Raw genomic sequence first — 23,645 nt, 5'->3', positions numbered from 1 at the left:
CGGCCGGACGGCGTGCGCGGTCAGCGGCGGCGGGCCAGCACCACGTGGTCGACGAGTTCCCCGGTGTGGCCGTCGTGGGTGGCGATGCGGCGGAACTCGCCCAGCCGCTCGGTCTCCCAGCTCTCCGGGGCGAGGGCCATCGCGGCCAGGATCTCGTCCGGGGTGGCGAACCGCGGGTCGTCGGGGTCGAGCCCGGACCACGGCGGCGGCGCGCCGTGTTCGACGACGAGCAGCCGCCCGCCGGACGCGACCGCCCCGGCCGCCAGGGGCAGCACCTGCTCCCGGGGCAGGATCAGCGGGGACTGGAAGAACTGGGCCGACACCAGGTCGAAGCGGCCGGCCGGGAAGTCGTGCAGCACGTCGTGCCGGGCGGTGGTGATCCGGTCCGCCACGCCGGCCCGCGCGGCCTCCACCGCGAGCCGTTCCAGCGCGACGGTCGAGATGTCCACGGCGGTGACCCGCCAGCCGCGGGCGGCCAGCCAGATCGCGTCGCCGCCCTCACCGCAGCCCAGGTCGAGCACGGTGCCCGGGGTCAGCTCGGCGGCCACCTCGGCGAGCACCGGGTTCACCTGGCCGCTCCAGATCCGGTCCGACTGTCCGTAGCGCTCGTCCCAGAACCGGGTCGGATCGGTGTCCGCCGGCGGGTTCTGCTGGTGGTGGTGCCCGGTCATGCCTGCCTCCTTCGCCCCGGGCGCTCCAGCGGCCCGGCCCCGCCATCGTGCGCCCGGGTAAACCCGGCGGCAAGGATCCTTGCCGTTCCGGCAAATACCGCGCTCAGGGAAGGGCGGTGAGCCTGGGGAGGACGTCGTCGGCCAGGCGGCGGGTGAACTCCACCGGATCGCGGTCCGGCACCGTCTGCACCTCGGTCACCCCCAGCTCCGCGTACGCGGCGACGTCGGCGAGGAACGCGTTCACGTCATCCAGCGGTGAGCGGCTGACCAGGACCGTCTTTTCGATCTCGTGGTAGTCACGCCCCTCGTCGGCGCAGTGCCGGCGCAGCACGTCGAGCTTGTGCGCCACCTCGTCGCGGCCGGCGCCGAACAGGTTGCAGGCGTCGGCGTAGCGGGCCACCAGCAGCAGCGTCTTCTTCTCGCCGCCGCCCCCGACCATGATCGGCGGGTGCGGGCGGGTCAGCGGCTGCGGCGAGTTGAGCGTCTCGGCGAGGCGGTGGTGGCGGCCCTCGAACGGACCGTCGTCGTCGCTCCACATCTGCTTGCAGATGCGCAGCGTCTCCTCCAGGCGCTCGAACCGCTCCGCCATCGGCACCACCGGCACGCCCAGGCCGCGCTGCTCGCGTTCGTACCAGGACGCGCCGATGCCGAGCCGGGCCCGGCCGCCGGAGAGCACGTCGAGCGTCGAAACGATCTTGGCGAGCAGGCCCGGGTAGCGGTACATCACGCCGGTGACCAGCACGCCGAGTGTCATCCGCCGGGTCAGCGCCGCCACGTACCCGAGTGTCGTGTACGCCTCGAGCATCGGCTCGCTCGCCGGCGCCATCGCCTCCATCTGGAAGTAGTGGTCCATCACCGTGAACGAGGCGACCCCGGCCTCCTCGGCCAGGGTGGCGGTCTGGGCCAGGGTCGGCGCGATCGCCGCCGGGTCGGCCGGCGTGGAGTAGGTCCAGTAGTGCAGTCCGAGCTTCATCTTCGGCACCTCCGGATCGAGCCTAGGCAGGATTAGCCCACCGCGCGCGGGGGCAGACATTTCCCATCGACCACGGATCGAGGGACATGGCGGCCGACCGTGGCACCGAGCACGTGATCAAGAAGCAGGACGGCACGATCGGGGAGAAGAACACGTACCCCCGCAGCCGCGACCCTCGGGAGATCCCGGGCTGAACCGGTACGTCCCGACCGCCGCGCGACGCCGGACCCGCTGGGGCCCGGCGTCGTCCGCGTTTTGGCTAAAAAGTTTTGTGCGGTTCCTACAACGGTCCCCGCTCCGGTTCGGCGGTTACGGCATGGCGCCGCCCGCTGGCAGACGGAAAGGTGAGGCAGGCCGGAGCATCGCCGCCACCCGGCGTTCCACCGTGGGTCTACCGAAGGGGACGGTCACGTGTTCACCCGTGTCGCCATCGTCAACCGGGGTGAGGCCGCCATGCGGCTCATCCACGCGGTCCGTGAGCTGGCCGCGGAGACCGGCAGCCGGATCGAGACCGTCGCGCTCCACACCGACGTCGACCGCACCGCCACCTTCGTCCGCGAGGCGGACGTCGCCTACGACCTGGGGCCCGCGTCCGCCCGCCCGTACCTCGACCTGAAGGTGCTGGAGCGCGCGTTGGTGGAGACCGGCGCGGACGCCGCGTGGGTCGGGTGGGGATTCGTGGCCGAGGATCCGGCCTTCGCCGAGCTGTGCGAGAAGGTCGGCGTCACGTTCGTCGGGCCGAGCCCGGAGGCGATGCGCAAGCTCGGCGACAAGATCGGCTCCAAGCTGATCGCCGAGGAGGTCGGCGTGCCGGTCGCGCCGTGGAGCCGCGGCGCGGTGGAGAGCCTGGAGGCGGCGCTGGCCGCGGCGGCGCAGATCGGCTACCCGCTGATGCTGAAGGCGACCGCGGGCGGCGGCGGGCGCGGCATCCGGGTGATCCGCAGCGACGACGAGCTGGCCGACGCGTACGAGCGCACCAGCCAGGAGGCGGCGCGCGCGTTCGGCAGCGGCGTGGTGTTCCTGGAGCGCCTGGTCAGCGGCGCCCGGCACGTCGAGGTGCAGGTGATCGCGGACGGGCAGGGCACGGCGTGGGCGCTCGGCGTCCGGGACTGCTCGGTGCAGCGGCGCAACCAGAAGGTGATCGAGGAGTCGGCGTCGCCGGTGCTCGCCCCGGAGCAGGTCGCCGAGCTGAAGGCGTCGGCGGAGCGGCTGGCGGTGGCGGTCGGCTACCGGGGCGCGGCGACGGTGGAGTTCCTCTACCACCCCGGCGACCGGCTCTTCGCCTTCCTGGAGGTCAACACCCGGCTCCAGGTGGAGCACCCGATCACCGAGGCGACCACCGGCTTCGACCTGGTCAAGGCGCAACTGCACGTGGCCGGTGGCGGTCGGCTCACCGGCGGGCCGCCGGCCGAGCGCGGGCACGCCATCGAGGCGCGGCTCAACGCCGAGGACCCGGACCGGGACTTCGCCCCCTCCCCCGGCCGGATCACCCGGCTGGACCTGCCCGCCGGGCCGGGCATCCGGGTGGACACCGGGGTCAGCGAGGGCGACACCATCCCGGCCGACTTCGACTCCATGATCGCCAAGATCATCGCCTACGGCCGGGACCGGGACGAGGCGCTCGGCCGGCTGCGCCGGGCGATGGCGAACACCACCGTGGTGATCGCCGGCGGCGCGACGAACAAGAGCTTCGTGCTCGACCTGCTCGACCAGCCCGAGGTGATCGACGCCAGCGCGGACACCGGCTGGATCGACCGGGTCCGCGGCGAGGGCCGGCTCGTCGCGCACCGGCACTCCGCGGTGGCGCTGGCCGCCGCCGCGATCGAGGCGTACGAGGAGGACGAGGCCGCCGAACGGCAGCGGCTGCTCTCCACCGCGGCCGGTGGTCGGCCCCAGGTGCAGCACCGCAGTGGCCGGCCGCTCGACCTCAAGCTGCGCGGCGCGACCTACCGGATGCGGGTCGCCCGGGTCGGCGCGCACCGGTTCCGGGTCGGCGTGGAGGCCGGCGGCGACACGGTCACCGCCGACGTCGAGCTGGACCGGTTCGACCGGCACACCGGGCAGATCGTCGTCAACGGTGTCCGCTACCGCCTGCTCACCGGCACCCACGGCCCGGTCCACCTGGTCGAGGTGGACGGCGTCACCCACCGGATCAGCCGCGACGAGGGGGGCGTGCTGCGGTCCCCGATGCCGGCGCTCGTCGTCGCCACCCCGCTGGAGATCGGCGCCGAGGTGGAGGCCGGCGCGCCGGTGCTGGTGCTGGAGGCGATGAAGATGGAGACGGTGCTGCGGGCGCCGTTCCGGGCCCGCCTCAAGGAGTGCGCCGTCGCGGTGGGCACCCAGGTGGAGGCCGGCGCGCCGCTGCTGCGCCTGGAGCCGGTCGCCGAGGAGGAGGCCGGGGCCGTCGCCGCGGTCGAGCCGGCGGCCGAGCTGGACCTGCCCGCCGCCGCCGGGGACGTGCCGGCGCGGAGCCGGGCCGAACGCGGCCGGGAGGACCTGCGCGCCCTGCTGCTGGGCTTCGACGTCGACCCGCACGACGAGCGCCGGGTGCTCGACGACTACCTGGACGCGCGGCGGGCGGCCACCGACGCCGGGCACCGGCCGCTGGCCGAGGAGCTGGAGCTGGTCGAGGTCTTCGCCGACCTGGCCGAGCTGAGCCGCAACCGGCCCGGCGGCGAGGACGTCCCGAGCGGCCACCTGCACAGCGCCCGCGAGCACTTCCACACCTACCTGCAGAGCCTCGACGTGGAGCGGGCCGGGTCACCGGAGTCGTTCCGGGCCCGCCTGGCCAAGGCGCTGGGCCACTACGACGTCACCGAGCTGGACCGTACCCCCGCGCTCGAGGCCGCGGTGTTCCGGATCTTCCTGGCCCAGCAGCGGGCCGCCGTCGACGCCACCGCGATCGCCGCGCTGCTGCGGTCGTGGCTGCGGGAGCCGCCGCCGGACGAGGCGCTGCGTGAGCCCGCCGGCCTCGCGCTGGAACGGCTGGTCTCGGCCACCCAGGTCCGCTTCCCGGTCGTCGCCGACCTGGCCCGGGGCGTGGTGTTCGCCTGGTTCGCCCAGCCGCTGCTGCGCCGCAACCGGGCCAAGGTGTACGCGCGGGTCCGGGCGCACCTGCGGCACCTCGACGACCGGCCCGACGCGCCGGACCGGGCCGAGCGGATCGCCGAGATGGTCCGCAGCACCGAGCCGCTGGTCCGGCTGCTCGGCCAGCGGCTGGTGCGGGACAACCTGGACAACGTGCCCATGCTGGAGGTGCTGACCCGGCGCTACTACGGCAACAAGGCGCTCACCGGCGTGCGCACCCACACCGCCGGGGACTGCGTGTTCGTGGTCGCCGGCCGGGCCGAGTCGACGGTGGTCTCCACGGCGGTCCGGTTCGACGCGCTCGGCGACGCGCTGCGCGGCCTGGCCGAGGTGGCCGGGGACGCCGAGGCGGTCGACGCCGACGTCTACCTGGCCTGGGAGAGCCAGCCGGAGGACCTGGCCGCCATCGCCGCCGCGCTGCTCGACGTGATCAACGCGCATCCGCTGCCGGACCGGGTCCGCCGGCTCACCATCACCGTCGCCGGTCGCAGCGGCGCGGTGATGCACCACCACTTCACGTTCCGCCCGGACGGGTCCGGGAGCCGGATGGTCGAGGAGCGGCTGATCCGCGGCCTGCACCCGTACATCGCGCAGCGCATGCAGATGGAGCGGCTGCACGGCTTCGACCTGACCCGGCTGCCGTCGCTGGACGAGGAGGTCTACCTCTTCCAGGCGGTCGCCCGGGAGAACCCGTCGGACCAGCGGCTGGTGGCGTTCGCGCAGGTGCGTGACCTGACCGGGCTGCGGGAGCAGGACGGGCGACTGGTCGCGCTGCCGACCGCCGAGGACACGGTCGCCGCCTGCATCGACTCGATCCGCCGCGCGCAGTCCCGGCGGCCGTCGAAGGTCCGGTTCCCCACCAACCGGATCGTCATCTACGTGTGGCCGCCGAGCGAGCTGACCCGCGAGGAGATGGAGCTGATCGCCGGGCGGATGCGCCCCACGACGGTCGGCGCCGACCTGGAGGAGGTCCTGTTCATCGCGCGGCAGCGCGACCGGCGCACCGGCGAGCTGACCAAGGTCGGCGTGCGGATCACCTTCGACGTCACCGGACGGGCCGAACTCACCATCGGCGAGCCGCCGACCGGGCCGGTCGAGCCGCTCGACGACTACCGGCTCAAGGTGCTGCGGGCGGCCAGCCGCAACACGGTCTACCCGTACGAGCTGACCGGCCTGCTCGGTGACTTCGCCGAGCACGACCTGGACGCCGACCACGTGCTGGTGCCGGTGGACCGCCCGAAGGGACGCAACGCCGCGGCGATCGTGGCCGGCGTGGTGACCACGCCGACGCCCCGGCATCCGCAGGGCGTGACCCGGGTGGTGCTGCTCGGCGACCCGACGAAGTCGCTCGGCGCGCTCTCCGAGCCGGAGTGCCGGCGGGTCATCGCCGCGCTCGACCTGGCGGAGCGGTTGGGGGTGCCGCTGGAGTGGTACGCGCTCTCCGCCGGCGCCCGCATCTCGATGACCTCGGGCACCGAGAACATGGACTGGGTGGCCGCCGCGCTCAAGCGGATCGTCGAGTTCACCCAGGCCGGCGGTGAGATCAACATCGTGGTGGCGGGGATCACCGTGGGCGCCCAGCCCTACTGGAACGCCGAGGCGACGATGCTCATGCACACCAAGGGCGTGCTGGTCATGACGCCGGACTCGGCCATGGTGCTCACCGGCAAGCAGTCGCTCGACTTCTCCGGCGGCGTGTCCGCCGAGGACAACTTCGGCATCGGCGGCTACGACCGGGTGATGGGCCCGAACGGTCAGGCCCAGTACTGGGCGCCGGACCTGCCGGCGGCGCGCGACGTGCTGATGGCGCACTACGACCACACGTACGTGGCGCCGGGCGAGGACGCGCCGCGCCGGGCCACCACCACCGACCCGGTGGACCGGGACGTCTCCACCTTCCCGCACACGGTGGCCGGCAGCGACTTCGCCACCGTCGGCGAGATCTTCTCCGCCACCGCGAACCCGGACCGGAAGAAGCCGTTCGACATCCGTACGGTGATGCGGGCCCTGGCCGACCAGGACCACCCGGTGCTGGAGCGGTGGGCCGGCATGGCCGACGCGGAGACCGCGGTGGTGCAGGACGTGCACCTCGGCGGCATCCCGGTGTGCCTGCTGGGTATCGAGTCGCGGTCGGTGCCCCGGCGCGGTTTCCCGCCCACCGACGGCCCGGACACCTACACCGCGGGCACGCTGTTCCCCCGGTCGTCGAAGAAGGCGGCGCGGGCGATCAACGCGGCAAGCGGCAACCGGCCGCTCGTGGTGCTGGCGAACCTGTCCGGCTTCGACGGCTCGCCGGAGTCGATGCGCAAGCTGCAACTGGAGTACGGCGCCGAGATCGGCCGGGCGATCGTGAACTTCCGCGGCCCGATCGTCTTCTGCGTCATCTCGCGCTATCACGGCGGCGCGTTCGTGGTGTTCTCCAAGGCGCTCAACCCGAGCATGACGGTGCTGGCGATCGAGGGTTCGTACGCCTCGGTGCTCGGCGGCGCGCCGGCCGCCGCCGTGGTGTTCGCCGGCGAGGTCGCCGCGCGCACCGCCGCCGACCCCCGGGTACGCGACCTGGAGGGCCGGGTCGCGTCCGCCGCCGGCACCGAACGCGCCACGCTCACCGCGGAGCTGGACGAACTTCGCTCGTCGGTACGCGCCGAGAAGCTGGGCGAGGTGGCCACCGAGTTCGACCGGGTGCACAGCATCCAGCGCGCGGTCGAGGTCGGCTCGGTGGACGCGGTGATCCGCGCCGCCGAGCTGCGTCCCCGGGTCATCGAGGCGATCGAGGCGCGCCGGGGCTGATCTCCGCTGACACCGCTGCGGCGGACGGGCCCTGGCCCGTCCGCCGTTTCGGCGTGGGCCGGTGCTTGACCGCTCCCCGTCCCCGTGGTGTGCTCGTCACAACAGATGGAAACGATTTCCATTACCGAGTAGTGGAGGACCGCCATGTCGCTCACCGTTCCGCCCGCCCTGCTGCACGCCGCCGAGACCGGCGCGATCGACGAGGAGGCGTTTGTCACCTGCGTCCGCGACTCCCTGCCGTACGCCTGGGAGACGGTCAGTCGGGTGGTCGCCGACCTGGAGACGTCCGACGCCGACTTCACCGACAACCTCGTCCCGCCGCCGGGCGAGACCGAGCGCGGGCAACTGCTGCGCGCCCTCGCCAGCGACGCGATCCGCGCCGGCCTGGAACGCCACTTCGGGGTGAAGCTGGCGTTCCAGAACTGCCACCGGGTGGCCGCGTTCCGGCCGTCCGCCGCCGACTCCGAGGCGTACCGCCGCTTCACCTCCAGCCGCGGCCAACTGCTCAACCAGTCACCGACGCTGCGCAACTGCTGACCGGCGGCTCTGGGTGCGTCTGTTGTCGCCCGGGCGACAACAGACGCACCCGGACCTCGGCCGGGCTGTGCGTGAGGTGATCGAGCGCACCGGGCGGAACTAACCGCCCCTCGACCTCGACCAACGGTATGAAGACTCATCGTCGAGGGGAAACATCATGCCCAGCACCACCAGCGGCCGGCTCCGGCGCCCGGCGGCCCTGATCGGCGCCGCCCTGCTGGCCGCGTCCGTCGCCGCCTGCGGCTCCGCCGACGGCTCGACCACCGCCGCACCGTCGGCGACGGCTTCGGCTTCGGCTTCGGCGAGCGCGGCGGCCGGGGTGCTCGGCATCAGCGACCCGTGGGTGAAGGCCGCCGACAAGGGCATGACCGCCGCGTTCGGCACCCTGGTCAACGACGGCGACGCGGATGTGACGATCACCAAGGCGGCCACCGAGGTCTCCCCGATGGAGCTGCACGAGATGACCATGAAGGACGGCAAGATGGTCATGCAGCCCAAGGAGGGCGGCATCGTGGTCAAGGCCCACTCCCGCGCCACGCTGGAGCCCGGCGGCGACCACCTGATGCTGATGAACATCGCCAAGCCGGTGCAGGCAGGCGACGAACTCAGCTTCACGCTCACCTTCGCCGACGGCCGCACCCAGACGTTCACCGCCGTGGCGAAGCCGTTCACCGGCGCCCAGGAGTCCTACGCCCCCGGCCACGGCGACTCCCCGATGCCGGAGATGAGCATGAGCCCCACGGCATGACCGAACGCACCGAGCGCAGCGAGGGCCGTGAGGGCATGCCCAACCGGCACGGCATGACCGAACGCACCGAGCGCAGCGAGGGCCGTGACGGCATGCCCAACCAGCCCCGCATGACCGAACGCACCGAGCGCAGCGAGGGCCGTGAGGGCATGCCCAACCAGCCCCGCATGACCGAGGGCTCCGCCACGGGCCGCCCGGTGAGCAGGCGCGGCCTGCTCGCCGGCGGCGCGCTCACCGTCGGGGGCGCGCTGGCCGGCGCCGGCGCGGTCGCCGCCGCCGGTCCCGCCGATCCCGGGGTACGCCCGGAGCCGGTTCCGGTCGCCCGGGTCGGTGACGCGGTCGAGCCGTTCCACGGCGCCCGGCAGTCCGGCGTGACCACCGAGCCACAGGCGCACGCCGCGTTCGTGGCGTTCACCCTGAAGCCCGGCACCGACCGGGCCGCGCTCGGGCGGATGCTGCGGCTGCTCTCCGACGACGCCGCCCGGCTCACCCAGGGCCGGCCGGCGCTCGCCGACACCGAACCGGAACTCGGCCTGCTGCCGGCCCGGCTGACCGTCACGTTCGGCTTCGGCCCCGGCCTCTACGCCGCCGCCGGGCGCGCCGACCGCCGGCCGCCGTCCGTGGCCGAACTGCCGGCGTTCCGCGTGGACCGGCTGCAACCGCGCTGGTCGGGTGGGGACCTGCTGCTCCAGATCTGCGCCGACGACCCGCTCACCGTCGCCCACGCCCAGCGCGTCCTGGTCAAGGACAGCCGCCCGTTCGCCACCGTGCGCTGGGTGCAGCAGGGTTTCCGGCGGGCCGCCGGCGCCGAACCGGGCCGCACCCAGCGGAACCTGTTCGGGCAGCTCGACGGCACCGCCAACCCGAAGCCGGGCACGCCGTCGGACACCGCCGTGTGGGTCACCGACGGGCCGGACTGGCTGCGCGACTCCACCACCCTCGTGGTGCGGCGGATCAGCATGAACCTGGAGACCTGGGACCTGCTCGGCCGCACCGACCGGGAGGTCGCGGTGGGCCGGCGGCTGGACACCGGCGCACCGCTGACCGGCGTCGCCGAGCACGACGAGCCGGACTTCGCCGCGCTCGGCGCGGACGGGCTCACCGTCATCCCGGACTTCTCGCACCTGACCCGGGCGCATGTCACCGACGACCGGCAGAAGATCCTGCGCCGGCCCTACAACTACGACGGCGTGCCGACCGCCGACGGGCAGGCGGACAGCGGGCTGGTCTTCGCCGCGTACCAGGCCGACATCGCCCGCCAGTATCTGCCCATCCAGCGCCGGCTGGCCGAACGGGACCTGCTCAACGAGTGGACCACCCCGATCGGCTCCGCCGTGTTCGCCGTACCGCCCGGCTGCCCGGAGGGCGGCTGGATCGGCCAGCAGGTGCTCGGATGACGACGACCCGGAAGGCCCGGTCCGACATGCGTACCCGTACCGTCGCCACCCTCGCGGTGGTGCTCACCGCGCTGCTGCTGGCGCCCGCCGCGCCCGCCGCGGCGCACAACTCGTTGCAGGCCGCCACGCCGGCCCAGGACGCCCGGCTGACCGCCGCGCCGACCACTGTCACGCTGCGGTTCGCGCAACGGCTGAACCCGGAGTTCACCACCATCGTGCTCAGCAACGCCGACGGGCGGAAGGTGCCCACCGGCGCGCCCACCGTGGACGGTACGGCGGGCCGCGTCACCATCGACGGGCCGCTGCCCAACGGCGCCTACACGGTCGCCTACCGGGTGGTCTCCGCCGACGGCCACCCGGTGCAGGGGTCGTACCGCTTCACGGTCGCCGACCCGGCCGCGCCCACGCCGCCGGCGGTGCCGGGCGGGTCCGGGGCTTCCGGAGCGCCTGGCGCGTCCGGGCCCGGCGGGGAGCCGGCCGCGTCCGGGGCGCGCGCGAGCGGCGTCGACGCGGCGGGGAGCCCGATGTCCGGCGGTGACGCCGGGGACGGCCCGCCGGTGGTCCTGCTGGCCGGTGGGGTGCTCGTCGCCCTGGCCCTGGCCGGCGCGGTCGTGCTGCTGCTCCGGCGTCGCCGCGCCTCCTGAACACCGAGGCCGGGCCGCCCCCGGCCGACCGATCCGAAACCAGGTTCCGCACCGTGCACCAGCCCACGTCATCGTCCCCGCAGTCCCCCGAACGGTCCGACCGGGCCGAAACGGTCCTCGCCGAGGCGCTTGCTGCCGAACCGGCGACCGCCGGACCAGGACCGGCCGGACCGGCGACCGCCGAACTGGGACCGAACGAACCGGGACCGACCGGACCGGCGACCGCCGAACCGGGACCGACCGAACCGGCGACCGCCGGACCGGGACCGACCGAACCAGGATCGATCGGACCGGGAACGGCCGGACCGGGAACGGCCGGAAGGACGACCGCCCGACCGGGGGCAGGTGGTGGGACGGGGCCGGTCGGCGGCTGGCTCGTCGGGCTGGTGGCGGTCGGCTCGGCGGTGGCCGTACTGCTGCTCGCGCTGCGGGCCGGCGGCGCGCTCGCCGCCGCGATCCCCGGTCTGCCCGACCCCGGGCCGGTCACCACCTGGGCCCTGCCGCCGGTCCGGCTGCTCGTCGACGGGCTGGCCACGCTCACCGTCGGGTTCGCGGTGACTGCCGCGTTCCTGCTGCCGGGCGACGGTACGAGCGTGTCCGCGCACGGCTGGCTGCTGCTGCGCCGCGCCGGGCTGGCGGCGGCCGGCTGGGCGGTGGCGGCCCTGGCGTTGCTGGTGCTCACCGTTTCCGACCTGCTCGGCGTACCCCTGGACCGGCTCGGCACGGCGAGCGTGGTCAGTTTCGGCACGGACATCTCGCAGGGGCAGTCGCTGCTGGTGCAGGCGGGCCTGGCGGCGGTGGTGGCGGTGGCGGCCCGGGTCGGCGTGTCCCGCCGGACGGCCGCGCTGGTGTCGGCGCTCGCGCTGGTCGGGCTGCTGCCGCCGGCGTTGACCGGGCACGCCGCCGGGGCGGGCAACCACCAGATCGCGGTGTCCAGCCTGGCCCTGCACGTGCTCGCCGCCGCGCTGTGGGCCGGCGGCCTGGCCGCGCTGCTGACCATCAGGCGCAGCCGGCACCTGCCCGGGGCCGCCGCGCGCTACAGCCGGCTCGCGCTCGCCTGCTTCGGGACCGTCGCGGTCAGCGGGCTGGCGAACGCCGCGGTGCGCCTCGGCACCGTCGACCAGCTCTGGCGGTCCGGGTACGGCGCGCTGGTGCTCGGCAAGCTTGCCGCGCTCGTACTGCTCGGCCTGCTCGGCGCCGCGCACCGGCGGCGTACCCTGCCGGACCTGGCCGCCGGGCGACGCGGCGCGTTCATCCGCCTGGCCGCCGGGGAACTCGTCGTCTTCGCCGCCACGATCGGCCTGGCGGTGGCGTTGTCCCGCAGCCCGACGCCGGTGGTGGAGCCGGCGGACGCCGACCCGGTGACCGCGGTGCTCGGGTTCGCGATGCCGGCCGCGCCCACCGCGGCGCACCTGCTCGGGCAACCGCTGCCCGACCTCTTCTTCCTGACCGTGACCGTGGTCGGCGTCGGCGGCTACCTGGCCGGGGTGCGCCGGCTGCGCCGGGGCGGGCACCACTGGCCGGTGGCCCGCACCGCGAGCTGGATCGGTGGCCTGCTGGTGCTGGCCGCCGCCACCGGCCTCGGCTTCGCCCGCTACGCCTACGTGCTGTTCAGCGCGCACATGGCCCAGCACATGGTGCTGTCCATGGTGGTGCCGGTGCTGCTGGTCGGTGGCGCCCCGGTGACGCTCGCCCTGCGGGCGCTGCGCCGCCCGACCGAGCCGGGGGTACGCGGCGCCCGGGAGTGGTTGCTGCGCGCCCTGCACAGCCGGGTGACCCGGCTGCTCACCCATCCGCTGGTGGCGCTCGGCGTCTACGTGGCCGGGCTGTTCGGCCTCTACTTCAGCGACCTGCTCGGCACGCTGATGCGGTCCCACCTCGGCCACCTGGCCATGCTGGGTCACTTCGTGCTCTCCGGTTACCTGCTGTTCTGGGTGCTCATCGGCATCGATCCGGGGCGGCCCCGGCTCCCCCACCCGATCCTGGTGCTCCTGCACCTGGCCGCGATGATGGCGCACGGCTTCTTCGGCCTGGCGCTCATGCAGACCACCACCGTCATCGCCCCGGACTGGTATCTCGGCGTCCACCCGGACTGGGCGTCGTCGCTGCTGACGGACCAGAAGCTGGGCGCGGGCATCGCCTGGGCGTTCGGTGAGATCCCCGCCGCCGTCGTGATGGTCCTGCTGGTCCGGCAGTGGATCCGGGCCGACCAGCGCGAGCAGCGCCGGGTCGACCGGGCCGCCGACCGGGCCGAGGCGACCGGCGAGGACGACGACCTGGCCCGGTACAACGCGTTCCTGGCCGCCACCGCCCGCGGTGACGACCGGAACTGATCGGGACATCGGCGGGAACTTCCGCCCGGCGCGGGCCGACCATTCCACCGGGAGGCGGCAACCGCGCACCACGGCACGGCTCGACGGGCAGCGGGCCGGCCCGTACCCCAATTCCTTTTTCCCGATCGGAGTTGCCCAGATGTCCGTGACCGAACTGCCCGGCGACCGCGCGCCGGACTCATCCACCACCCCGGCCGGTCCCGTCCGGCCGGCGCGCCGATCCGCGGCGGTGGCGCTGCTGACCCGCCTGCACTTCTACGCCGGCGTCCTGGTCGCGCCGTTCCTGCTGGTCGCCGCGCTCACCGGGCTGGCCTACACGCTCACCCCGCAGCTCGACGACGCGCTCTACGGCGACAAGCTCACCGTCTCGACCGTCGGCGGGCAGCCCCGGCCGCTCGCCGAGCAGATCGCCGCCGCCCGCGCCGCGCACCCCGACGGCACGCTCACCGAGGTGCAGCCCGGCGACGGCGACCGGACCACCCGCGTGGTCTTCGCCCGGGACGACCTCGGCGACCGGCAGCACACCGTCTACGTCGACCCGTACACCGCTCGGGTGTCCGGCGGGTTGACCACCTGGTTCGGTTCGACGCCGGCCACGACCTGGCTCGACGACCTGCACCGCAACCTGCACCTGGGCGCGGTCGGGCGGCACTACTCGGAGATCGCGGCGAGCTGGCTGTGGGTGCTGGCGCTCGGCGGCGTGGTGCTGTGGTGGCGCCGGCGCGCGGCGGGCCGGTCCCGGGCCCGGCACCTGCTCGTGCCCGACCTGTCCGCCGCCCGGGGCGTGCGCCGGACCCGGGGCTGGCACGCCACCACCGGTGTGTGGCTCGCCGTCGGCCTGCTTTTCCTCTCCGCCACCGGCCTGACCTGGTCCCGCTACGCCGGGGCGAACTTCGGCGCCGGGCTGGACGCGCTGCGGGCCCGTACCCCGGAGATCTCCACCGCGCTCGCCGGCGCGCCGCCGGCCACCGGCGGTGGCGAGCACCAGCACGGCGGGGCGGCCACCGCGACGGCGACGGACCCGGCGACGTACGACCGGGTGCTCGGCGGCGCCCGCGCCGCCGGCCTGTCCGGCCCGGTCGCGATCACCCCGCCCGGCGAGGCCGGCGCGGCGTGGACGGTCGCCCAGACCGACGACAGGTGGCCGGTCGGGTACGACCGGGTCGCGGTCGACCCGGCCACCGGGACGGTGACCGCGCGCAGTGACTTCGCCGACTGGCCGGTGCTGGCGAAGCTCAGCAAGCTCGGCATCCAGGCGCACATGGGCCGGCTGTTCGGGCCGGTGAACCAGATCCTGCTCGCCGCGCTCGCGCTCGGCCTGCTCTGCGTCGTCGTCTGGGGCTACCGGATGTGGTGGCAGCGCCGACCCACCCGCGCCGACCGCCGCGCGCCGCTTGGCGCGCCGCCGGCCCGCGGGGCGGTACGCGGGCTGCGCTGGTGGGCGCTGCTTGTCGGCGTGCCGGTCGTGGTGGCGCTCGGCTGGGCGCTGCCGTGGTTCGGTGGCCCGCTGCTCGGCTTCCTCATCATCGACGCCGTGGTCGGGTTGCGCCAACGTCGCCGCCGCCCGGCGGTCCCGGTCTCGCCCGCCCCGGCCGGCAGCTGACGCGCGCGCCGGGGTGTTAAGCGGGGGCCCCGCCTCCACCGAATGCGTTAAGCGGGGCCCCTTCCTTCGGGTTGACACGCCGGGGGGCGACATGTGGTGTTGCGTGCGGGCCTTCATCGCCATATATGGTGGTGCCGCAGCTGGTTCGGCCGCGCCTTCGGGGGTGGTCGAGGCAAGAGGGAACCCGGTGCGAGTCCGGGACTGCCCCGCAGCGGTAAGTGGGAACGACCGCCGTCATCAGCACTGGGCCACCGGCCTGGGAAGCGACGGCCAGTAGGCGACCGAACCCGGTCCGGCCCGCGAGTCCGAAGACCTGCCAGCGCGCCGCGCGCCACCGCGCGCGGCGGTCGAAGGTCGCGCGGGACGACCGACGCCAGCAGCCGGGCCGGCCGTCGTGCCGCGCCCGTTGGCGTTCTCCCGCCGTCCGAGGCCATCGCCAGTGACAGCGAGGAGAGGTCATGACGGTCGTGCGGGAGAGCCCTCCGGAGCAGCGCCGGTCGGCGATGCGGGTCCGCAAGCGGGACGGCGACACCGAGCCGGTCGACGTCAACCGGATCGTGCGGGCGGTCGAACGCTGGGTCGCCGACCTGGACCAGGTGGACCCGTTGCGGGTCGCCACCAGGACGATAAGCGGGCTGTACGACGGGGCGAGCACCGCCGAGCTGGACCGGTTGTCGATCCAGACCGCGGCCGAGCTGATCGGCGAGGAGCCACAGTACTCGAAACTGGCGGCCCGGCTGCTTGCCGCGTACGTGCACGAGGAGGTCCGCGGGCAGCAGGTGGCGACCTTCAGCCAGTCGATCGCGTACGGGCACGCCCTCGGGCTGGTCGGTGACGACACCGCCGCGTTCGTGGCCCGCCACGCCGGCGAGCTGGACGACGCCGTGGACCCCGCCGGCGACCTGCGCTTCGAATACTTCGGACTGCGCACGGTGGCGGACCGCTACCTGCTGCGGCACCCGGAGTCGCGGCTGGTGGTGGAGACACCGCAGTACTGGCTGCTGCGGGTGGCGTGCGGGCTGTCGCACACGCCGGCCGAGGCGGTCGGCTTCTACCGGCTGATGTCCGCGCTGGCCTACCTGCCCAGCTCCCCCACGCTGTTCAACTCCGGCACCCGGCACACCCAGATGTCGTCGTGCTTCCTGGTCGACTCGCCGCGCGACGAGCTGGACTCGATCTACGAGCGCTACCACCAGGTGGCGAAGCTGTCGAAGTTCTCCGGCGGCATCGGCATCTCCTGGTCGCGGGTACGCGGCCGGGGCGCGTTGATCCGGGGCACCAACGGGCGCTCCAACGGCATCGTGCCGTTCCTGAAGACGCTCGACGCCGGGGTCGCGGCGGTCAACCAGGGCGGCCGGCGCAAGGGCGCGGCCTGCGTCTACCTGGAACCGTGGCACCCGGACGTGGAGGAGTTCCTGGAGCTGCGGGACAACACCGGCGAGGAGTCCCGGCGGACGCACAACCTCAACCTGGCCAACTGGATCCCGGACGAGTTCATGCGCCGGGTCGAGGCCGACGAAGACTGGTCGCTGATCGACCCGTCCGACGCCCCGGAGCTGCCCGACCTGTACGGGGAGGCGTTCGACGCCGCGTACCGGGCGGCGGAGAAGAAGGCGGTCCGCACGGTGAAGGCCCGGGACCTGTACGGGCGGATGATGCGCACGCTCGCGCAGACCGGCAACGGCTGGATGACGTTCAAGGACGCGGCGAACCGGCTGTCCAACCAGACCGGCGAGCCGGGGAACGTGATCCACCTGTCCAACCTGTGCACCGAGATCCTGGAGGTCAACGACGACGCCGAGACGGCGGTGTGCAACCTCGGCTCGGTCAACCTCGGCGCGCACGTCACCGCCGACGGCGTCGACTGGGAGAAGCTGCGGGCCACGGTGCGCACGGCGGTGGTCTTCCTCGACCGGGTGATCGACATCAACTACTACCCGGCCGCGCAGGCGGCGGCGTCGAACCCGCGCTGGCGGCCGGTAGGGCTGGGGCTGATGGGTCTTCAGGACGCGTTCTTCACGCTGCGCCTGCCGTTCGACTCGGCGCGGGCGCGGGAGCTGTCCACCCGGGTGCAGGAGGAGATCTTCCTGACCGCGTTGGAGACGTCCGCCGGGCTGGCCGAGCGGTTCGGCCCGCACCCGGCGTACGACCGGACCCGGGCCGCGAAGGGCGACCTGCACCCGGACCTGTGGGGCGCGGAGCGGGCGCGGACCGCCCGCTGGACGGCGCTGCGCGAGCGGATCGCCGCGCACGGGCTGCGTAACTCGCTGCTGGTGGCGATCGCGCCGACCGCCACCATCGCCTCGATCGCCGGCTGCTACGAGTGCATCGAGCCGCAGGTGTCCAACCTGTTCAAACGCGAGACCATGTCCGGCGAGTTCCTCCAGGTCAACACATATCTGGTGCGGGAGCTGAAGGCACGCGGGCTCTGGACGCCGGAGATCCGGGACCGGATCAAGCGGGCGGAGGGCTCGGTGCAGGGCATCGACGAGTTGCCCGCCGAGGTGCGGGAGCTGTTCCGCACCGCGTGGGAGCTGCCGCAGCGGGCGCTCATCGACCTGGCCGCCGCGCGGGCGCCGTTCGTCGACCAGTCGCAGTCGCTGAACCTGTTCCTGAGCGCGCCGACGATCGGCAAGCTCTCCTCGATGTACCGGTACGCCTGGCAGGCCGGGCTGAAGACCACCTACTACCTGCGGTCACGTCCCGCGACCCGGATCCAGCAGGCCACGGTGCTGGCCCCGGTCGTGGACGCGGCGGCGGCCTGTTCCCTGGAGAACCCCGAGAGCTGCGAGGCCTGCCAGTGACGCACACCGAGACCCGGCCCCTGCTGCTCGACCCGGGCATGAACCTGACCCTGCGACCGATGCGCTACCCGCACTTCTTCGACCGCTACCGGGACGCCATCCGCAACACCTGGACCGTCGAGGAGGTGGACCTGCACGCCGACCTGGCCGACCTGGACCGGCTCTCGCCGGCCGAGCGGCACCTGGTGTCCCGGCTGGTGGCGTTCTTCGCCACCGGCGACACCATCGTCGCCAACAACCTGGTGCTCAACCTCTATCAGCACGTCAACTCCCCGGAGGGCCGGCTCTACCTGTCCCGGCAGCTGTTCGAGGAGGCGGTGCACGTCCAGTTCTACCTGAACCTGCTGGACACCTACGTGCCGGACGAGACCGAACGGTTCGCCGCGTTCGCGGCGGTGGAGAACATCCCGTCGATCGCCCGCAAGGCCGAGTTCTGCTTCCGGTGGATCGACTCCATCTTCGAGCTGCGGGAGCTGCGCACCCGGGCGGACCGGCGGGCGTTCCTGCTCAACCTCATCTGCTTCGCCGCCTGCATCGAGGGGCTGTTCTTCTACGGCGCGTTCGCCTACGTCTACTTCCTGCGTTCCCGGGGGCTGCTCAACGGGCTGGCGTCGGGCACCAACTGGGTGTTCCGCGACGAGTCGATGCACATGGCGTTCGCCTTCGACGTGGTGGACACGGTGCGCGCCGAGGAGCCGGACCTGTTCGACGACGAGATGGAGCGGCAGGTCCGGGACATGCTCGCCGAGGCGGTGGAGTGCGAGGCGCAGTTCGCCGAGGACCTCCTCGGCCAGGGCGTGTCCGGGATGTCGCCGACGGACATGCGCGCGTACCTGCAACACGTCGCCGACCGTCGGCTGGCCGCGCTGGGCATCGCGCCGATGTACGGCAGCGGCAACCCGTTCGCGTTCATGGAGTTGCAGGACGTGCAGGAGCTGTCGAACTTCTTCGAGCGGCGGGTGTCGGCGTACCAGGTCGGGGTGACCGGCAGCGTCACCTTCGACGACGACTTCTGACCGTCGTCGGTCGTCCCGGCCGCGCCCGCGGCGGCCGGGACGACCGACCGCACACCGCCGCCGGGTCCGCAGTCCGGCCGGCGACATCCCCGGTACGCGCATGCGCGTATCGCCCGCGTCCACGCCGATCCGCACAGTTGTCTGCGCCGGTCCCGGGCGGGCGTCGGCGGACGAGGGGGGAACGCGTGAAACGGATACGTCAACGGCTGCGGCCGTTCCTGGCGGCGGCGCTGGCCACGGTGGTCGGGGTGGCGTTCGCCGCCGCGCTGCCGGCCGCGCCGGCCGTGGCCAGCTACGGCTCCACGGTCACCGTCACGGTCGACGAGATGCACACCACCGAGTGCCTCGACCGGGTCTGGTTGGTCATCTGCGACCCGCCGGAACTGTTCGGCGTCGCCGTCATCACCCAGGACAACGGCCAGCAGCAGCGCTGCGAGATGGCGCTGCCGGCCACGTCGGGGACGGACATCGTCACGCCGAGCACGGTCTGCGCCGGGCGTTCGGTCACCGGCGACTTCCGGGTCACCTTCGAGCTGTGGGAGGACGACTCCACCGAGGGCGGCAGCCGCGAGCAGGCCGACCTCAACCCCGGCGCGGCGAAGGACTGGGCGACCACGAGCCTGCTCGGCGGCCGGAGCGGCACGTCCCGGTGGAGCACCAGCGGCGGGCCGTCGCGGGCGATCTTCACGGTGACGGTCGCGCCCCGGCCGACCACGATCGGCATCACGTCGCCGCCGCCGACCGGCACGCCCCGGGAGTTCGACCCGCGGCTCGGCGAGCGGCTGACGATCAGCGGTTCGCTGTCGGTGCCGTCGGCGCTGCGGTTCACCGTCACCGCGCAGGCGACAGGCGCGTCGTTCACGCTCTACGAGGCCCCGTTCTACGGCGGCGCGTTCAACGTGGACTGGGACGGCCGCTGGTCCGACGGGTCGTACGCGGCGGTCGGCGGGTACGACATCACGGTCGTCGACCCCATCGACGCCGGCTCGGCGAAGCGCACCCAGGCGCGGGTGATCCAGCGGGTCGCGCTGGCCTTCACCGACATGTCGAGCCAGCCGGCCACCAACTGGCAGTACCGCAGCGGTCCGATCGTGGTCAGCGCGGTGGTGCCGACGGCCGGCACGTTCCGGATGCGGGTGCTGCGCGGCGGCGTCGAGGTGTTCCGCAGCCCCGACGTGCGCCGTGCCGCCGGCCCGCTGTCGTTCTCCTGGACCGGCCGGCACGCCGACGGCTCCTGGGCCACACCCGGCAGCTACGTGTTCACGCTTGAGGGCGCCGCCGACGACGGGCGGACGTTCCCGGCCGCCTCGCGTACCGTGCCGGTGTCCGACCCGCCGCCGGGCCTGGAGGTGTACGCGCTCGCCGAGCCCGGTGTCCCGGCGGTCAACCCGCAGTCCGTGCCCGGCACGTCGATCCGGGCCAGGGTGGTCGCGACCGACCACACCGCCCGGCCGGCGGCCCGGATCACGGTGGAGATGAGCCCGGCCGGCTGGATCGGCCGGCCGGTGGCGCTCGCGCCCCGCGTGGTGCGGACCTGTGAGCAGGTGAGCGAGTGCCAGGCGGTGATCCCGGCGGACATCCTCGCCGGCGCGGCGGTGGCCTACCGGGTGACCGCGAGCGAGGCCGACGGGGTGCCGGAGGCGCGCACGGCGGTGGCGGACTGGCGGATCACCGACCTGAACCCGCCGGAACCGTCGCAGACGCCGGAGGTCACCCTGGTGCCGCTGTGGCGGGCCAGCGTGCCGGCGGTGGTGGACGCGGGCGGGCGGGTGAACACCCGGCCGCTGAACCAGACCATCGACGTGGCGTACGCGCCGGGCACCGGTTACGACACGTCCACGCTGACCGGCGCGCGGCAGTTCGGCAACGCCGTCGACGACAACGCGTGGCAGTTGCTCGGCATCCGCTCCCGGGTGTTCCCCAGCTCGATCGGCACGCACTGGTCGCAGGTGGGGATCTGGGTGCAGAACGTGCCGGTCGAGGTGACGGTCAGCCCGGACGGCGACGCGCTGTGCCGGCGCGGCGGGTTCAGCCCGGTCAGCTTCGCCGAGACCAACGGCGTGCTGCACACCGTGAACTGCCGGGACAACGCCTCCGGCAATTCGTTCAGCGCCGACTCGCCGATCGTGGGTTGGCACGAGCTGCACCACAGCGCTTACCACGAGGGCGACGAGTACTGCTGCGACGGCGGCTACTGGTACGGCGAGGGCAAGAACACCTACCACTCGCTGCGGGACTGCCAGCGAGGCGGGTCGGACCCGAGCACCTGCAACGAGATCACCGACGGGGTGAGCCCGACCGGCTGGTGGCGCAGCGACGGGCCGATGGCCGACGTGATGATCAACAACTCGGTCGAGCGGGCCGACGACATCCGGGCCGCCGAGGCGACCTTCGCACGATGCGGGAGTGGACAGTGCTGAACCGACGGATCCGTACCCTGGTGGTGGCGGCGCTCGCGCTGCCGTTGCTCGGCGTCGTCGCGGTCGCCGCGCCGGCCGCCCCGACGCCGGCCGGCGCGGCGCCCGTCGTGCCCGCGCCGACAGTCGACCCGGCGAACCCGACCACCGGCACCCACCTGCGGCTCGGGCTGCGGGTGTCGACGCGGAGCGCCACCGCGAACCTGTTGGAGATCGACCGGGGCTTCCCGTCGTCGCTGCGCGGCGCCGGCGGGCCGCTCCAACTGGTCGTGCGCGACACCGCCGGCGGCGTGCTGGACACGCTCGCGCTCGACGACCCGCTCGCGGTCCGGGTGTACGGCAGCAAGGAGAACGCGCACGACACCCCCCGGGTGAAGGAGGCGGACGTGGTGGTGGACCTGCCGGTCGGCGACACCGCGGCCGTGGTGGACGTGGTCCTGTCCGACAGGCGGATCGGCCGGGTCGAGGTCGACGCGCTGATCCGGGCCTGCCGGGGCGCGCCGCTGCCCTGCGCCACCATCTAGGACCGCGGGCCGGGCACCTCCAGGATGCCGAGTTCGACCGCCCTCATCACGGTGGCGACCGGCCCGGAGGTGCCCAGCTTGCGGTGCACGTTCTCCAGGTGCTTGCGGGCCGTGCCGGCGGCCAGGCCGAGCCGGCGCGCGGTGGCCGGCACGGTCAGCCCGTCGGCGATGCCGCGCAGCACCTCCACCTCCCGCCCGGTCAGCGCCGCGCCGCCGGGAAGAGCCGCGCCGCCGGGAAGAGCCGCGCCGGGCCGGCAGGCGCGCCCGTGCACCGCGATCAGCGCCGGTTGCAGGCGGGTGAGCAGGTCCATCTCGCGCGGGTCGAAGGCACGGTCGCGGTTGAACTGGTACCAGCGCAGCACCGGGGTCGGGCCGACCACGAGCGCGACCGTGTGCGCCCCGATGCCGCGCGGCGCGAGCACCTCCCGGTAGAGCGCGTGCTGCCGCCACCGCCGCTCCGACACCACGTCGGTCACCTGCGTCGGCGGCCCCGGGTACGGATGCGACAGGCGCACGGTCGGCGCGAACAACGGATGGTCGGTCACCTGGTGGTGCATCCGGCGCACGAGCGCCCGGTCCACCGGCCGGTCGGCGGCGAGGTCGGGCAGCCGCAGCGTGGCCAGGTCGAGTTCGGCGTACGTGGACAGCTCGCTGTCGAGACGGCGGGCGACGGCGGCCAGGACCGTGTCGACGAGCGCCCGGCCGCGCAGCGCCCCGATCCCGGTCGCCGTCTCGCGCACCCACGCCTGGTCCGCCGCGGTGGTGGAAAGCGTCACACGGGGACCATAGAAGACCGCGCGGGATTCCCACGTCAGCAAATGGACACCGGTCGCCTTTTCCCCACCGCGCGGGCCGGAGCCGCGCCGGTCAGGCCGCCGGGCTCTCGCCCGGCAGCGCCCGGGCCTGGACCCGGCCCATCAACGCCACGATGGCGAGCGCCAGCACGGCCACCACCACGAACGCGGTACGCAGGCCCAGCGCGCCGGCGAGCAGGCCGATCACCGGCGCCGCGAGCAGCGCACCCGGCCACTGCCCCATCGCCACCACCGAGACGCCCTCCCCCGAGGTCAGGCCGGGCTGCTCGCCGGCGAAGCCGAGCACCGTCGGGGTCACGCAGGCCAGCCCGAACCCGAGCAGCCCGAAGCCGGCCATCACCGCCGCGGGATGCGGGTACGCCACCGGCAACGCCACGCCGACGGTGGCGACGAGCGCCGACGCCCGGACGAAGCGGACCCGCCCGATCCGGCCGGCCAGCCGGTCGCCGACCAGCCGGGCCACGGTGGCGGCGAGCGACAGGCAGGTGTACGTGGCGGCGGCCAGCACCGCCGCGGCGCCGGCCACCTCGGTGGCGTAGAGCGCGCTCCACTGCGCGCCGGCCATCTCGACGAACGAGGCGAGGAACGCGATCGCCGCGAGCAGGACGAGCTGCGGGGTGAACCGCTCGCGTAGCCCGCGCCGGGCCTCGCCGTCCTTCGGCTCCTGGCGGGGCGTGTCCGGCAGCCAGCGCTGGGTGCCGATGAGCAGCGCGCCCAGCAGCACGCTCGTGACGGCCATCTGCGCCGACGGGGACAGGCCGACCGCGGCGGCGCCGGTGCCGCAGAGCCCGCCGGCGAGCATGCCGATGCTGAAGCCGGCGTGGAAGGTGGACAGGATCGGCCGCCCGTAGCGCTTCTGCACCTCGACCGACTGGGCGTTCATCGGGGTGGCCAGCAGGTTCGCCGCGAAACCCCAGACCGCGAGCCCGGCGACGAGCGCCACCAGGCTTGTGGACGCCGCCAGCAGCGGCGCGTTGACCAGGATCAGCGCGGCCCCGGCCAGCGCCAACCGGCGGGTGTTGATCCGGCTGATCAGCACCGCGACCACGACCAGGGAGATCAGTTCCCCCGCGTTGGTGGCGATGTTGGCCAGGCCCCAGCCGGTGTTCCCGACGCCGACCGCGTCGCGGACCTCGGGCACCCGGGCGGACCAACCGCCGATGGCCAGGCCCATGATGACGAAGAGCAGCACCACCGACCAGCGGGCCCGGACAGCCGTCCGGGGCACCGGTGGCGTGGGCGACTCCGTCGTGTGCGGGTGCGTCGAGGTGTCCGTCATGGTCGTC

General features: G+C 73.9%; 16 protein-coding genes and 1 riboswitch. Of the genes, 12 read left to right on the top strand and 4 right to left on the bottom strand.

From position 1 onward, the window contains the following. Positions 1 to 20 precede the first annotated feature (20 nt). Positions 21 to 671, bottom strand: coding sequence for a class I SAM-dependent methyltransferase (locus O7602_RS11785; RefSeq protein WP_281588715.1), 651 nt, complete (start codon positions 669 to 671; stop codon positions 21 to 23). Between the two features lie 103 nt (positions 672 to 774). Next, entirely contained in the window at positions 775 to 1,644 is an 870-nt protein-coding gene (locus O7602_RS11780) for an LLM class F420-dependent oxidoreductase (protein WP_281588713.1), read from the bottom strand. An 86-nt stretch (positions 1,645 to 1,730) separates the two neighbouring features. Between O7602_RS11780 and O7602_RS11775 the strand changes: the two genes are divergently transcribed. The 12 genes from O7602_RS11775 to O7602_RS11720 all read left to right on the top strand — a co-directional run bounded on the left by O7602_RS11775 (position 1,731) and on the right by O7602_RS11720 (position 21,544). Next, entirely contained in the window at positions 1,731 to 1,838 is a 108-nt protein-coding gene (locus O7602_RS11775; protein WP_281588711.1) for a DUF2188 domain-containing protein, read from the top strand. Between the two features lie 217 nt (positions 1,839 to 2,055). Further along, positions 2,056 to 7,521, top strand: a complete 5,466-nt coding sequence (locus O7602_RS11770) for a carboxyl transferase domain-containing protein (RefSeq protein WP_281588709.1) — start codon at positions 2,056 to 2,058, stop codon at positions 7,519 to 7,521. A 144-nt stretch (positions 7,522 to 7,665) separates the two neighbouring features. After that, positions 7,666 to 8,058: an SCO5389 family protein gene (locus tag O7602_RS11765; protein ID WP_281588707.1), complete on the top strand. Its 393-nt coding sequence runs from the start codon at positions 7,666 to 7,668 to the stop codon at positions 8,056 to 8,058. 157 nt (positions 8,059 to 8,215) lie between these two features. Beyond that, on the top strand, positions 8,216 to 8,806 hold the full coding sequence (locus O7602_RS11760; protein WP_281588705.1) for a copper chaperone PCu(A)C: 591 nt from the start codon (positions 8,216 to 8,218) through the stop codon (positions 8,804 to 8,806). Positions 8,807 to 8,973: 167 nt separating this feature from the next. Further along, the gene (locus O7602_RS11755; RefSeq protein ID WP_281590262.1) at positions 8,974 to 10,203 is read left to right on the top strand and encodes a Dyp-type peroxidase; all 1,230 of its coding nucleotides are present in this window, start codon (positions 8,974 to 8,976) and stop codon (positions 10,201 to 10,203) included. Between the two features lie 26 nt (positions 10,204 to 10,229). Next, the gene (locus O7602_RS11750) at positions 10,230 to 10,847 is read left to right on the top strand and encodes a copper resistance CopC family protein (RefSeq protein ID WP_281590260.1); all 618 of its coding nucleotides are present in this window, start codon (positions 10,230 to 10,232) and stop codon (positions 10,845 to 10,847) included. 386 nt (positions 10,848 to 11,233) lie between these two features. Further along, positions 11,234 to 13,180, top strand: coding sequence for a bifunctional copper resistance protein CopD/cytochrome c oxidase assembly protein (locus O7602_RS11745; RefSeq protein WP_281588703.1), 1,947 nt, complete (start codon positions 11,234 to 11,236; stop codon positions 13,178 to 13,180). Positions 13,181 to 13,319: 139 nt separating this feature from the next. Next, positions 13,320 to 14,783, top strand: a complete 1,464-nt coding sequence (locus tag O7602_RS11740; RefSeq protein ID WP_281588702.1) for a PepSY domain-containing protein — start codon at positions 13,320 to 13,322, stop codon at positions 14,781 to 14,783. A 124-nt stretch (positions 14,784 to 14,907) separates the two neighbouring features. Beyond that, positions 14,908 to 15,119: riboswitch (cobalamin riboswitch) on the top strand. Positions 15,120 to 15,241: 122 nt separating this feature from the next. After that, positions 15,242 to 17,587 (top strand): ribonucleoside-diphosphate reductase subunit alpha, encoded by a 2,346-nt coding sequence (locus O7602_RS11735; RefSeq protein WP_281588700.1) that lies wholly within the window; start codon positions 15,242 to 15,244, stop codon positions 17,585 to 17,587. 38 nt (positions 17,588 to 17,625) lie between these two features. Further along, positions 17,626 to 18,603, top strand: coding sequence for a ribonucleotide-diphosphate reductase subunit beta (locus O7602_RS11730; protein WP_281590259.1), 978 nt, complete (start codon positions 17,626 to 17,628; stop codon positions 18,601 to 18,603). A gap of 185 nt (positions 18,604 to 18,788) precedes the next feature. Beyond that, the gene (locus tag O7602_RS11725; RefSeq protein WP_281588698.1) at positions 18,789 to 21,023 is read left to right on the top strand and encodes a hypothetical protein; all 2,235 of its coding nucleotides are present in this window, start codon (positions 18,789 to 18,791) and stop codon (positions 21,021 to 21,023) included. After that, positions 21,002 to 21,544, top strand: coding sequence for a hypothetical protein (locus O7602_RS11720; RefSeq protein ID WP_281588696.1), 543 nt, complete (start codon positions 21,002 to 21,004; stop codon positions 21,542 to 21,544). The genes O7602_RS11725 and O7602_RS11720 overlap by 22 nt, the downstream gene beginning before the upstream one ends. Here O7602_RS11720 and O7602_RS11715 read toward each other — a convergent pair. Both O7602_RS11715 and O7602_RS11710 read right to left on the bottom strand, forming a co-directional pair. Then, entirely contained in the window at positions 21,541 to 22,320 is a 780-nt protein-coding gene (locus O7602_RS11715) for a helix-turn-helix transcriptional regulator (RefSeq protein WP_281588694.1), read from the bottom strand. The two genes, O7602_RS11720 and O7602_RS11715, sit on opposite strands and share 4 nt — an antisense overlap. 91 nt (positions 22,321 to 22,411) lie before the next feature. Beyond that, positions 22,412 to 23,638: an MFS transporter gene (locus O7602_RS11710; protein WP_281588692.1), complete on the bottom strand. Its 1,227-nt coding sequence runs from the start codon at positions 23,636 to 23,638 to the stop codon at positions 22,412 to 22,414. Positions 23,639 to 23,645 lie beyond the last annotated feature (7 nt).

This window comes from Micromonospora sp. WMMD1128 (assembly GCF_027497235.1).
In the GTDB taxonomy this organism is placed as follows: Bacteria; Actinomycetota; Actinomycetes; order Mycobacteriales; family Micromonosporaceae; genus Micromonospora.
Note: the sequence above shows the minus strand (reverse complement) of the source record. Positions and strands in the feature narration are given on the sequence as shown.

What these genes read in the sequence shown, in the direction of transcription:
- O7602_RS11785 (WP_281588715.1), bottom strand. Translation starts at nt 671, where the DNA reads ATGACCGGGCACCACCACCAGCAGAACCCGCCGGCGGACACCGATCCG.
- O7602_RS11780 (WP_281588713.1), bottom strand. Translation starts at nt 1,644, where the DNA reads ATGAAGCTCGGACTGCACTACTGGACCTACTCCACGCCGGCCGACCCG.
- O7602_RS11775 (WP_281588711.1), top strand. Translation starts at nt 1,731, where the DNA reads ATGGCGGCCGACCGTGGCACCGAGCACGTGATCAAGAAGCAGGACGGC.
- O7602_RS11765 (WP_281588707.1), top strand. Translation starts at nt 7,666, where the DNA reads ATGTCGCTCACCGTTCCGCCCGCCCTGCTGCACGCCGCCGAGACCGGC.
- O7602_RS11760 (WP_281588705.1), top strand. Translation starts at nt 8,216, where the DNA reads ATGCCCAGCACCACCAGCGGCCGGCTCCGGCGCCCGGCGGCCCTGATC.
- O7602_RS11755 (WP_281590262.1), top strand. Translation starts at nt 8,974, where the DNA reads ATGACCGAGGGCTCCGCCACGGGCCGCCCGGTGAGCAGGCGCGGCCTG.
- O7602_RS11750 (WP_281590260.1), top strand. Translation starts at nt 10,230, where the DNA reads ATGCGTACCCGTACCGTCGCCACCCTCGCGGTGGTGCTCACCGCGCTG.
- O7602_RS11740 (WP_281588702.1), top strand. Translation starts at nt 13,320, where the DNA reads ATGTCCGTGACCGAACTGCCCGGCGACCGCGCGCCGGACTCATCCACC.
- O7602_RS11735 (WP_281588700.1), top strand. Translation starts at nt 15,242, where the DNA reads ATGACGGTCGTGCGGGAGAGCCCTCCGGAGCAGCGCCGGTCGGCGATG.
- O7602_RS11730 (WP_281590259.1), top strand. Translation starts at nt 17,626, where the DNA reads ATGAACCTGACCCTGCGACCGATGCGCTACCCGCACTTCTTCGACCGC.
- O7602_RS11720 (WP_281588696.1), top strand. Translation starts at nt 21,002, where the DNA reads ATGCGGGAGTGGACAGTGCTGAACCGACGGATCCGTACCCTGGTGGTG.
- O7602_RS11710 (WP_281588692.1), bottom strand. Translation starts at nt 23,638, where the DNA reads ATGACGGACACCTCGACGCACCCGCACACGACGGAGTCGCCCACGCCA.